Genomic DNA, 11,742 nt, shown 5'->3' with positions numbered 1-11,742 from the left:
GGAGATCTGGCATACCTGTCATACATGCCTACATCAATAACATGATAGGCGGAACCTGGCCAGGCGCCACTCCGCCCTCACCGGAGGCCCCCATGACCCCTCTCTCGTTACGCGACTGTCTGCCTAGGGACTTGGACCGTGCCCATCTGGTCGGCCGGGTCTGGTGCGACACACCGCAGCCCGGCCCAGTCCTGATCACGGTGCGCAATGGGGAAGCCATCGACGTCACCCGGCTGGGGCCGACCATGGCCGACCTGCTCGAACGCGACGACCTGCTCGAGGCGTTGGCGAATGCCGAGGGGCCGTCGCTTGGCCCGGTGGAGCAGCTGCTGGAGAACGCCCTGGCCGAGCCACAACAGGCCCCCTACCTACTGGCCCCCTGCGACCTGCAGGCGGTGAAGGCCTGCGGCGTGACCTTCGCGGTGAGTCTGCTCGAGCGGGTGATCGAGGAGCAGGCGGGGGGCGATCCGGCCCGGGCCAGCGCCCTGCGCGCCGAGCTGCAGGCGCTGATCGGCAGCGACCTGTCGCGCATCGTGCCGGGTTCGGAAGAGGCCATGACGCTCAAACGCGAGCTGCAGGCCCGCGGCGGCTGGTCGCAGTACATGGAGGTCGGCATCGGCCCTGACGCCGAGGTGTTCACCAAGGCGCAGCCGCTCTCCTCAGTAGGCTTCGGCGCCGGCGTGGGCCTGCACCCGGCGTCGCAGTGGAACAACCCCGAGCCGGAGATCGTGCTGGCAGTGGACAGCCGCGGCACGGTCAGAGGGGCCGCCCTCGGCAACGACGTCAACCTGCGCGACATCGAGGGGCGCAGCGCCCTGCTGTTGGGCAAGGCCAAGGACAACAATGCCTCGAGCGCCATCGGCCCCTTCATTCGGCTGTTCGACGAGAGCTTCGGCATCGATGACGTGCGCCGCGCCCGGGTCACTCTGCGTATCGAGGGCGCCGACGACGACTTCCTGCTGGAGGGCGAGAGCGACATGGGCGAGATCAGCCGCGACCCGCTCGACCTGGTGAGCCAGACCCACGGCGCCCACCATCAGTACCCCGATGGCTTCATGCTCTATCTCGGTACCATGTTCTCGCCGATCCAAGACCGCGACGGTGCCGGCCAGGGCTTCACCCATCACCTGGGCGACCGGGTCACCATCGCCACGCCGGCGCTGGGCGCCCTGGTCAATCACGTGGGTAGAAGCGACGCCCTGCCGCCCTGGCGCTACGGCCTGCGAGCGCTGATGCGCGATCTTGCCGCCCGCTGAGCCTCGGCCTCTATTCGCACCCGCGGTCAGGCCGGGCGGAAACGCCCTGCCAGGCCGCGCAGCGCCTGGGCCAGCAGCAGGGCATCGATACCCACCCCGACGAAGCCGCACCCCGCCGCCAGGTAGTCGTGGGCCTGCTGCTCGTCCAGCGTGAGAATGCCGGCCACGCTGCCGGCGGCGCGGATCCTGACGATGGCGTCGTCAATGGCGGCACGTACTTGCGGGTGCCCCGGGTTGCCGCGATGGCCCATCGCCGCGGAGAGATCTGCCGGCCCCACGAACAGCGCATCGACCCCCTCCACGGCGGCGATGGCCTCGAGGTTGGCCAGCGCCCGAGGGCTCTCCAGCTGCAGGATCAGGCAAATCTCGTCATCGGCGCGGGCGACATAGTCTTCGACCTGGCCCCAGCGCGAGGCTCGCGCCAGCATGCTGCCCATGCCGCGCACGCCGTGCGGTGGATAGCGCGTGGCCGCCACCAGCTCGGCGGCCTGTTCGGCGGTCTCTACCATGGGAATCAACAGATTCTGCGCGCCGATATCCAGGTACTGCTTGAGCAGCGCGGTGTCGCCATGGGGCGGGCGCACCACCGGATGACTGGCATAGGGAGCGATGGCCTGCAGCTGGCCGAGCAGGCTGGCCAGGTCGTTGGGGGCGTGCTCGCCGTCCAGCAGCAGCCAGTCGAAGCCCGCGGTGGCCGCCAGCTCCGCCACATAGGGGCTGGCCAGCCCCAGCCAGATGCCGGTCAAGGGCTCCCCCGCGAGCAGCCGCCGCTTGAAGTCGTTGTGTCCCATGTTCATCCATACCCCCTTGTGTCCGGCGAAGCCGCCTCGCCATGGTGATGATCCGGTCAACTTGTCATACAAGCATACATGCTCTAATAGTGAATCGGCATGAGACTGAGCATGCATGAGGAATTTCACGTGCGGGGGCGAACAGGCACGCGCTCTGGTGGCTGCCTGGCGCGCTGCGGCAAAGGGGAGATCGGAACAAGAACTAAAAAAGCCCCACGGCAGAACCGTGAGGCTTCGAATTCGTGGCGCGCCCGGCAGGATTCGAACCTGCGACCTTTGGCTTCGGAGGCCAACACTCTATCCAACTGAGCTACGGGCGCTTTGCTTGCTGAGAAGCGGCCAACATCGTAACCGCCGCCGCCCGGACTGTCCAGCCCGGGCGCTGCTCAGCGGCTTCCCAGGATGCGGTATTGCGACGGCACCTGCGCCGCCTCTTCGGCGTCGTGGATGCCCTGCTGCAAGCTGCGCTCCAGAGATTGCGTCCAGTCGCTCGCGGCGGCCTCGAGAGCCTGGCGCACCTCGGCCCTGGCGCGCGTGAGTTCGAGCTCCAGCTCGGCGTGCATGTCGTCGCGGTAGCGACTCTCCTCGGCCTTGAGCAGGGCGTATTCGGTGCCGGCAAAGCCGGCCAGTGCCACCGCCGTGGCGGCGGTGCCGGCCACCAGCGCCATCGGGCCGCTGGGTGCGGTGGCGGCCGTGGTCGCCGCGCCGGTGCCCACCGAACGCGCCGCGTGCATGCCCAGGCGTGGCGCGATACGGGCCATCAGGGCACGCGAGCCCTGCATGGCCGTGCCGGCCACCAGCCGCTGGGTCAGTGCGCGCCCGGCGGCGAAGCCAACGACCCCGCCGGCCCCCGCCGTTCCCCAGCGCGCCTCGTCCCAGCGGCCCTGGAGCGTGCCTTCGAGGGCCAGATCGAGATCGATGGTGGGGAGCTCATCCTCGTTTCGCGCCGCGGCCTGGCGGGGGGCGTAGCGTGCCTGCAGCGTGCTGCCGATCTCCCCCACGACTCGCTGCTGCACCTCGACCAGGCGTGCACCGAAGTCGGCTTCCAGCTCTTCCAGCGCCGCGGCAATGTTGCTGCGCTCGAGGAGCCGTTCGTTCAGCTGTGCCTCGAGCCACTCGTCGAGATCGCCGCCCAGCGCCACCGCCAGACGCAGGTAGCTGCCCCGCAGCGAGAAGTGCCAGTCGAGATACTCCGGTATGGCCGCCGCCAGCGGTGCGAAAGCGGTATCGAGACGCGCATCCAGCCACGGCTGCATCTCGTCACGCAGATGAAGATCGAGCTGGCCGCTGAGCACGCTCAGCTCCTGACCCAGGGCGGCATGGGTCTCACCGTCCAGAATCAGCGCCTCACCGTTGACGACGACCCGAAACAGCGGCGCCTCGCTGCGCTCCTGCAGCTGCCGATAGCCGTAGCCCAGCGCGAGCATCAACGTCAGCACGAGCAGCAGCGTCAGCCCCCAATAAGCCGCCGGTACACGCCGCACAGGCTCGACCATCGATGTCATGGTGCATCCTTCCTTCCAGCGTTGCGAAAGTGCCCGAGCGTAGCGCGCAGGGCATCGGCGCCGACCGTCAGCCTCACCACGGCCCAGGCGAAGGCGCTCTGGGTGAGCAGCAGCAGGAACCAGCCGAACACGGCCAACCCCTGGCCCAGGCCGTGCCGCTCGAGAGCATTCTGCATGGCCCAGTACTGGGTCAGTTCGAGCGCCTGGCCCAAGCGCTCGAACGCGCCCAGCAGACCGTCGCCGGCCGCCGTCGAGGTGTGGCGTATCACGGCCTCTTCCCAGCCCAGACCCACCAGGTAGGGTTGCGGCAGCCACAGCGTCGTGAGCACCAGCAGCAATGCCAGCAGCGCACCGGCGGGCCACACCAGCAATCGTCGCACCAGAGCGGCGACGTACTCGTCAATGACGTGACGCTGCAGCTGCCGCCTCAGGAGCTGCTGAACGAGCACCAGCGTCACCAGCGACAGCAGCAGCACTGGCCAATAGACTGGTGGAAGGAGCCGCAGTTTCACCAGCAGCAGCAGGGCCAGCAGGATGGCGAGGCCCTGGTGCCACAGGGCCATGAGAAGACCGCCGCGCAGCCAGCGATGCCAGGGCGAGGCGGAGTCGAGATACTGCCCCAGCCAGGCCCGGCGGCGCAGACGTGCCGCCTCGAAGCTGCCGACGAAGATAAGCTGCGCCGTGATCACCCAGGCCGGCAGCAGCAGAGTGGCGGCAACTGCTGGTCCCAGCAGCGCCCACAGCCCCATGAAGCCCGCCACGCAGATGACGGGGCCATGCCGCCCCAGGACCTGCCGCCAACGTGCGGAAAGGTGCTTGGCCATGTTAATGCCTCGCTCGGCAATGCAGCCGACACCCACTGTTGCTGCGAACGGGTTCGATCAGCTCGACTGCACCATCGCGCTGACCTTGTCGAGAATGTGCCGGCCGATGGGCAGCGCCGAGGTGGCGGCCGGCGACGGGGCATTGCAGACGTTGACGGTACGCCGGGTGTTGACGAACAGGAAGTCGTCGATCAGGCGGCCATCGCGGGAGACGGCCTGGGCCCGCACCCCGGCGGGCCAGGGTTCGAGATCGTCCAGCGTCAGGCTGGGGCAGTACTTGCGTACCTCTTCGAGATAACCGCGGCGCCACAGCGAATTCTTCAGCTCGTGTATGCCCGGCCGCAGGTTGCGCCCCAGCACCTTGAGGATGCCGGGGTTGCTGAACATGCGTGCCATGTCGGCAAGCGAGACGTCGCTCTTGCGGTAGCCTTCGCGCTTGAGCGCCAGCACCGCATTGGGCCCCACGGTCACCGAGCCGTCGATCATGCGGGTCAGGTGCACGCCGAGAAACGGCATGCTGGGATCGGGAATGGGATAGATCAGATGCTTGACGATATCGCTGTGACGGTCGGGCAGCCGGTAGTATTCGCCGCGGAAAGGACAGATGGTGAAGCCCGGATCGCGGCCCAGCAGACGCACCACCCGATCGGCCATCAGGCCGGAGCAGGTCACCAGATAGCGGCTGTTGAACTCGCCCTGGGAGGTGCCGACGATCACCTCACCGGTGCGCTCGGCGAGGCCGGTGACATGGTGGTCGTAACGGATCTGCCCCCCGTGCCGCTGGAACTCGTCGGCCATGGCCTCGGCCACCCGGGCATAGCTGACGATGCCGCTGGAGGGCACGAAGATGGCACCCTGGCCGGTGATGTGCGGTTCGCGCTCCTTCAGTTCACCGGCGGAGAGCCACTCGCGCTCCAGCCCGTTGGCGGCGGTGCGCTCCCACAGCGCCTCCATACGCCGCATCTCCTGCTCGTTGGTGGCCACCAGCAGCTTGCCGCAGACCTCGTAGGGGATGGCGTGACGGTCGCAGAACTCCTTCGTGGCGCGGTTGCCCTCGAGGCAGAAGCGCGCCTTGAGGCTTCCCGGCGCATAGTAGACGCCGGCATGGATCACACCGCTGTTGTGGCCGGTCTGGTGCTGCGCGGGGCCACTCTCCTTCTCCAGCAGCAGCATCTTCTTTTCGGGGTAGCGTTCGATCAGCTGCATCGCGGTGGAAAGGCCGAGAATGCCGCCACCCAGAATGATGAAATCGTACACGTAGGCCTCGCGTCGCCAGTGTGATCGCCAGAAGGATGGCCATTACGATACCCTTGGCCCGTTGGGCTTGCCAGCCGTACCGCGAACCCTTCATGCCAAAGGCGTGGGCAACGGCGTTTTCCAGCGGTTTGGGTTGTCGGTATACTAGTGCGCATTGTTCGAGGCGCCCGGTCGTTGCGTACAGACATCGCCATGGGCAGATAACGATTACAGGACCGTCGAGAGGTGGTGAGAGTGAAATCCAGCAAACTGATCTTGGGCTGTCTGGCCACCGTGGGCCTCACTGCAGGCGCTGCGACCGTGCACGCCGAAGTGGACCGCGATGCCATTGCCGAGCGCATCAAGCCCATCGGCCAGCTCTGCCTGGTAGGTGACGACTGCGGTACGGCTGCGGCACCCGCCAACGGCAACGGCGAAGCCGCGGCCAACGGTATCGATGGCGGCGACATCTACCAGCGCGTGTGCATGGCCTGCCACGATACCGGCGCTGCCGGTGCTCCCCGCCGCGGCGAAGAGGGCGAGTGGAGCGAGCGTATCGACCAGGGCTGGGATACCCTGCTGGAGCACGCCATCGTCGGCATCGGCGCCATGCCGGCTCGCGGCGGCAACCCCAACCTCTCCGATGAGGAGGTCGCGGCTTCCACCGCCTACCTGCTCGAGCCGGTAATGGACGTTCCTGAAATCGAGGACGAAGCAGCCGCTGAGGATGCACCGGCCGACGAAGAAGCCGTGACCGAAGAGGGTCCGGTGGAAGAGGAAGCCGAAGCGGCCGCCGTGGCAGCCGACGAAGCGGTCGAGGAAGAGGCCGTGGAGGAAGCTGCTACCGAAGAAGCGGCCGCTGGCGATGACGAGCCGGCATGGGCCGATATCGACGGCGAGGCCATCTACAACCAGGCATGCATGGCCTGTCACATGACCGGTGCCGCCGGTGCACCCCGCCGTGGCGAAGAGGGCGAGTGGGCCCAGCGCATGGAGCAGGACATGGACACCATCTATGACCATGCCATCAACGGCATCGGCGCCATGCCGCCGAAGGGTGGCCACGCCAACCTCTCCGACGATGAAGTCCGCGCCGCTACCGACTACCTGGTCGAGCCGGTACGCTGATTCAGCCGAGAGCGGTAACGCAAACGGGGCGCCAGTGGCGCCCCGTTTGCGTTGGTGGCAGGAGCCTTCAGCTTGTGAAGAGCCTTCAGCTTGTGAAGAGCCCTCAGCTCAGTGGAGAGCCTTCAGCCCAACAATGAACGTAGCCCGGCGATGGCATCCTGGCCCCGCGCCTGCTTCTTGTCCGGGTCCTCGCGGTCCGGCCGCCCCTCCCACTCCAGGTCGTCCGCCGGCAGCTCGTCGAGAAAGCGGCTCGGCACGCAGTCCATCATCTCGCCGAAGGCCTTGCGCTGGCGCGCCAGGGTCAGGGTCAGGGTCTGGCGCGCCCGGGTGATGCCTACGTAGGCCAGGCGCCGCTCCTCCTCCACCGTGCCGGCCTCGATAGCATTACGATGGGGCAAGAGCTCCTCCTCCAGTCCCATCAGGTAGACGTGGGGAAACTCGAGCCCCTTGGAGGCGTGCATGGTCAACAGCTGCACCCGGTCGGTATCGTCCTCTTCGGCCTGCTGCTCGAGGATGTCGCGCAGCACCAGACGCGAGATGGCCGCTTCCACGTCGTCGGCCTCGGCGCTCTCTTCGGCCTCGATTTCCTCCGGGTCGCGTTTCATCGACTTCTCGAGCTGGTCGATCAGCGTCCAGACGTTGGCCATGCGCTTTTCGGCGATGGTCGGCGCGCTGGCGTTCTGGTAGAGCCACGCCTCGTAGTCCATCTCGTGCAGCATGCCGCGAATGGCGGCCAGGGCGTCGCCCTCGTCCATGCGCCGACGCACGCCGTCGATGAAGTGAGTGAAGCGGCCAAGCCGCTCCACCGCCCGCGCCGGCAGCTGCTGCTCCAGACCCAGCTCGTGACAGGCGTCGAACAGCGAGGCGCCGCGCTCGGTGGCATAGTTGGCCAGCTTCTCCAGGGTGCCGGGGCCGATCTCGCGGCGCGGCACGTTGACGATGCGCAGGAAGGCGTTGTCATCGGCCGGGTTGATCAGCAAGCGCAGGTAGGCCATGGCGTCCTTGATCTCGTTGCGCGAGAAGAACGAGGTGCCACCGGAGAGCTTGTAGGGAATCTGGTAGTGCTGCAGCTTCAGTTCGAGCAGGCGGGCCTGGAAGTTGCCGCGGTAGAGCACGGCGAAGTCGCGCCACTCGGCGCGCTCCTTGATGCGTCGAGTGAGGATCTCGCTGGCCACCCGCTCGGCCTCGGCTTCCTCGTGGCGGTTGACCACCACGCGGATCGGCGCACCCTGGCCCATCTCCGACCACAGCGTCTTCTCGTAGACGTGGGGGTTGTTGGCGATCAGGGTGTTGGCCGCGCGCAGGATGGTGCCGGTGGAGCGATAGTTCTGCTCCAGCTTGATCACGTTGAGCCGTGGAAAGTCCTCGCCCAGGGTCACCAGGTTCTCGGGCCGCGCGCCGCGCCAGGCGTAGATCGACTGGTCGTCGTCGCCCACCACGGTGAAGGTCTTGCGCTCTTCCATCAGCAGCTTGACCAGCAGGTACTGGGAGACGTTGGTGTCCTGGTACTCGTCCACCAGCATGTAGTGGATCTTGCGCCGCCAGCGCGCCAGCACCTCGGGATTATCCTTGAGCAGCACCACCGGCAGCAGGATCAGGTCGTCGAAGTCCACCGCGTTGTAGGCCTTGAGGTGGCGCACATAGGCCTCGTAGACCCGGGCGGCGTACTGTGCGTCCTCATCCACGGCATGGGACAGCGCCTGGCCCGGCAGCACCAGGTCGTTCTTCCACTCCGAGATCTGGTGCTGCACGGCGTTGATCTGCTCGGCATCGACCTGGGCGTCCTTGTTCATCAGGTCACGCAGCAGCGCCTTGGCGTCCTCGGGGTCGAACAGCGAGAAGCCCGGTTTGTAGCCCAGCGCCTTGAGTTCGCCGCGGATGATGTTGAGGCCCAGGGTGTGGAAGGTCGAGACGGTCAGCCCATGGCCCTCCTTGCCCTTGAGCATCTGCCCCACCCGCTCCTTCATCTCGCGGGCCGCCTTGTTGGTGAAGGTCACCGCGGCGATGCGCCGGGCGCTCATGCCGCACTCCTGCACCAGGTAGGCGATCTTGGTGGTGATCACGCTGGTCTTGCCGGAACCGGCACCGGCCAGCACCAGGCAGGGGCCGTCGATGTAGCGCACCGCCTCCTGCTGACGCGGGTTGAGCTTGGCCAGGCGCTGCTGAATGCTCATGGGCGTGCCTCGCTAGGCATATCGAGATCCACCGCACCGGCGAAGCCCAGCTGACGCCAGGCCTCGAATACCAGGATGGCGCAGGCGTTGGAGAGGTTGAGGCTGCGGCTGTCGGGCAGCATGGGGATGCGCAGGCGCTGCTCCGGCGGCAGGGCGTCGAGCATGGCCTGGGGCAGCCCGCGGGTCTCGGGACCGAACAGCAGCACGTCGCCGGGACGGTAGCTAGGCTCGTGGTAGCCGGTGCGACCGCGGGTCGAGACGGCAAACACCCGCTCGGGTTGCAGCGCTGCGACGAAGGCCGGCCAGTCGTGGTGCACGCGCACGGCGGCCCACTCATGGTAGTCGAGCCCGGCGCGGCGCAGGCGCTTGTCGTCGAGCACGAAGCCCAGCGGCTCGATCAGGTGCAGGCGAAAGCCGCTGTTGGCGCACAGCCGGATCAGGTTGCCGGTGTTGGGCGGGATCTCGGGTTCGAACAGCACTACGTCAAGCATGGGGTGGCCTGCTGGAACGCATGCGGGCCCCCGCAGGGGCCCGCTGGCTCGGTGAACGAGCGATCAGAAGCTCAGGCGAACGCCGACCTGGGCGCCGCGGTCCAGGGTGCGGTTGCCGTGACGGTTGTCGAAGTCGGCCGCCGCCTGACGCAGGCCGACGTAGCCGTCGACATTGGGCGTGAAGGCGTAGCGCGCACGCACGCCGAACTCGTAGCCGTCGTCCAGGTCGCCGCTGGTCACCACGCTGGGGGTATAGAAGCCGTAGCCGCCCACGGAGACGGCCGGCGCCTGGGGCAGGTAGACGTAGCCATAGCCGCCCAGGCCGAGACCGCCGCCGTTGCCGTAGTCGGTATCGTACTGGGTCCAGCGGGCGCCGATGCCCACATCGCGCTCGCGGGTGCGCTGCGCGCCGAGCAGCTGGGCGTGGTAGATGGTGGCGTCCTCGCGATAGTCGCTGTGCAGGACGCCGCCGCCCAGCATCACGCCGTGGGCGATCTCGCCGGCCGCCTCGAACTGCACGGCGTCGGGGCCGAGGTTGAGATCGAGACTGCCGGCGGCATGGGCACCGGCGGCAACGAAGAGAATGCCGGTGGCCAGCGCGGCCTTGGCGAAATGTCCAAGCGTTTTCATCGACGACTCCTCAACAGATGCGCTTGAAGCGCGCTTCACGATTCACTCAGCGGCGACGCCATAGCGCGCGCGATAGTCGCGTATGGCGGCCGCATGTCCCTGTAATTCCTGGTTCGACTGCTGCTCGAGATAGCTCAGCACCAGGTCCAGGGTGACGATGCTGACCACCGGCATGGCGTAGCGCGATTCGACTTCCTGGATGGCGCTCTGGCTGCCCTCGCCGCGCTCCTGACGGTCCAGCGCGATCACCACGCCGGCCGCCTCGGCGCCGGCAGCCTCGATCAGCGTCATCACCTCCCGAATGGCGGTGCCTGCGGTGATCACGTCGTCGATGATCAGGATACGCCCGGCCAGCTCGGCACCGACGATGTTGCCGCCCTCGCCGTGACTCTTCGCCTCCTTGCGATTGAAGGCGAAGGGCAGATCGCGGCCATGGTGGTCGGCCAGTGCCACCGCGGTGGTGGCCGCCAGCGGAATGCCCTTGTAGGCGGGGCCGAACAGCACGTCGAACGAGAGCCCGCTGGCCTCGATGGCATTGGCGTAGAAGCGGCCCAGTTGCGCCAGGGCGCTGCCGCTGCGAAACAGCCCGGCATTGAAGAAATAGGGGCTGACGCGGCCCGACTTGAGGGTGAACTCGCCGAACTTCAGCACGCCCTGCTCGATCGCGAACTCGATGAACTCCCGCTGATAGGCTTGCATGCTGGCCGACACCTCACTTCCCCTGCTATTCATAAGGCTCTGTTCATAAGCCCAGTTTTCTCATCCATGGGATGGGATCTGTGTCCTACCATGGAATATCCATGCGGGCCATTTACCCAAACGTCGAAACGTCGGGTATCATACACGCGCGACGTCAAAGGGACCATGTATGAAAATTGCCACCATCAATGTCAACGGAATCCGCGAAGCGGTCGGACGGGGCTTCCTCGACTGGCTGGCCGAGCAGGACGCCGACGTCATCTGCGTGCAGAACCTCAAGGCCAAGAGCTTCGAACTCGACGACAGCATTCTGTACCCGGAAGGCTACGAAGGCTACTTCCTCGACGCCGAGGAGGACGGCTTCTCCGGCGTGGGGATCTATTGCCGCAAGATACCCAAGGCGATCATGTACGGCCTCGGCTTTCCCCAGTGCGACCACGAGGCGCGCTTCCTGCAGGCCGATTACGACCGTTTCAGCATCGCCAGCTTCCTGATGCCCGACGGCAGCGATTATGCCGCCAAGCAGGCCTTCATGGCCCAGTATCAGGAATACCTGAACAAGATGGCACGCAAGCGTCGCGAGTACATCATCTGCGGCACCTGGCACATCGCCCACAAGACCATCGATCTTGAGAACTGGGCCGACAACCAGACCACGCCGGGCTTCAAGCCCGAAGAGCGGGCCTGGATGGACCAGGTATTCGGCCCCACCGGCTTCATCGACACCTTCCGCGAGATCAACCGCGACGCCGGTGAGTACACCTACTGGCCCAAGCTCGACCAGGATGTGCCGCGCTCACGCCAGGAAGGCTGGCGGATCGACTATCAGATCGTCGGACCCAACCTGCGTCGCCACGTGGTCGACGCCTGGATCGACTACGACGCCACCTTCAGCGAGTACGCCCCGCTGTTCGTCGAGTACGACCTGACGCTGTAAGCACACCCCTTCGTCGCGGCCCAACCGGGCTGCAGTGCGCCGGCATTGGATGCCGGCGCACTGCGTTTTGA

11 protein-coding genes and 1 tRNA gene are annotated in these 11,742 nt (G+C 66.7%); 3 read left to right on the top strand and 9 right to left on the bottom strand.

Annotation, left to right across the window (positions count from 1 at the left end; translation table 11 throughout):
• Nucleotides 1-92: 92 nt before the first annotated feature.
• Nucleotides 93-1,256, top strand: a complete 1,164-nt coding sequence (locus HOP53_RS18885; RefSeq protein ID WP_234271431.1) for a fumarylacetoacetate hydrolase family protein — start codon at nucleotides 93-95, stop codon at nucleotides 1,254-1,256.
• Between the two features lie 26 nt (nucleotides 1,257-1,282).
• Here the strand turns inward: HOP53_RS18885 and hpaI are convergent, their stop codons facing one another.
• From hpaI to lhgO, 5 genes are all read right to left on the bottom strand, one after another.
• Nucleotides 1,283-2,053, bottom strand: coding sequence for a 4-hydroxy-2-oxoheptanedioate aldolase (gene hpaI, locus HOP53_RS18880; RefSeq protein WP_234244926.1), 771 nt, complete (start codon nucleotides 2,051-2,053; stop codon nucleotides 1,283-1,285).
• Nucleotides 2,054-2,290: 237 nt separating this feature from the next.
• A tRNA-Arg gene (locus HOP53_RS18875) sits at nucleotides 2,291-2,367 on the bottom strand.
• Nucleotides 2,368-2,433: 66 nt separating this feature from the next.
• On the bottom strand, nucleotides 2,434-3,552 hold the full coding sequence (locus HOP53_RS18870) for a hypothetical protein (protein ID WP_234271430.1): 1,119 nt from the start codon (nucleotides 3,550-3,552) through the stop codon (nucleotides 2,434-2,436).
• A complete protein-coding gene (locus tag HOP53_RS18865; protein ID WP_234271429.1) occupies nucleotides 3,549-4,376 on the bottom strand; it encodes a hypothetical protein in 828 nt (275 codons plus the stop codon). Before HOP53_RS18865 ends, HOP53_RS18870 begins: the two co-directional genes overlap by 4 nt.
• Nucleotides 4,377-4,433: 57 nt before the next feature.
• Nucleotides 4,434-5,633: an L-2-hydroxyglutarate oxidase gene (gene lhgO, locus HOP53_RS18860; RefSeq protein WP_234271428.1), complete on the bottom strand. Its 1,200-nt coding sequence runs from the start codon at nucleotides 5,631-5,633 to the stop codon at nucleotides 4,434-4,436.
• Between the two features lie 234 nt (nucleotides 5,634-5,867).
• Between lhgO and HOP53_RS18855 the strand changes: the two genes are divergently transcribed.
• Complete coding sequence (locus tag HOP53_RS18855; RefSeq protein WP_234271427.1) at nucleotides 5,868-6,740, top strand: c-type cytochrome; 873 nt, start codon at nucleotides 5,868-5,870, stop codon at nucleotides 6,738-6,740.
• A 122-nt stretch (nucleotides 6,741-6,862) separates the two neighbouring features.
• Here HOP53_RS18855 and rep read toward each other — a convergent pair whose 3' ends face one another.
• The 4 genes from rep to pyrE all read right to left on the bottom strand — a co-directional run bounded on the left by rep (nucleotide 6,863) and on the right by pyrE (nucleotide 10,734).
• Nucleotides 6,863-8,914 (bottom strand): DNA helicase Rep, encoded by a 2,052-nt coding sequence (gene rep, locus HOP53_RS18850; protein ID WP_234271426.1) that lies wholly within the window; start codon nucleotides 8,912-8,914, stop codon nucleotides 6,863-6,865.
• A complete protein-coding gene (gene trmL, locus HOP53_RS18845) occupies nucleotides 8,911-9,405 on the bottom strand; it encodes a tRNA (uridine(34)/cytosine(34)/5-carboxymethylaminomethyluridine(34)-2'-O)-methyltransferase TrmL (RefSeq protein ID WP_234271425.1) in 495 nt (164 codons plus the stop codon). Before trmL ends, rep begins: the two co-directional genes overlap by 4 nt.
• 63 nt (nucleotides 9,406-9,468) lie before the next feature.
• Nucleotides 9,469-10,035, bottom strand: coding sequence for a YfaZ family outer membrane protein (locus tag HOP53_RS18840; RefSeq protein WP_234271424.1), 567 nt, complete (start codon nucleotides 10,033-10,035; stop codon nucleotides 9,469-9,471).
• Between the two features lie 42 nt (nucleotides 10,036-10,077).
• Nucleotides 10,078-10,734, bottom strand: coding sequence for an orotate phosphoribosyltransferase (pyrE, locus tag HOP53_RS18835; protein WP_234271423.1), 657 nt, complete (start codon nucleotides 10,732-10,734; stop codon nucleotides 10,078-10,080).
• A gap of 169 nt (nucleotides 10,735-10,903) precedes the next feature.
• Here pyrE and HOP53_RS18830 point away from each other — a divergent pair, with 169 nt between their 5' ends.
• A complete protein-coding gene (locus tag HOP53_RS18830) occupies nucleotides 10,904-11,671 on the top strand; it encodes an exodeoxyribonuclease III (RefSeq protein WP_010625890.1) in 768 nt (255 codons plus the stop codon).
• The last annotated feature ends 71 nt before the right edge of the window (nucleotides 11,672-11,742 follow it).

The sequence above is a fragment of the Billgrantia ethanolica genome (assembly GCF_021404305.1).
Classification (GTDB): Bacteria; Pseudomonadota; Gammaproteobacteria; order Pseudomonadales; family Halomonadaceae; genus Halomonas; species Halomonas ethanolica.
Note: the sequence above shows the minus strand (reverse complement) of the source record. Positions and strands in the feature narration are given on the sequence as shown.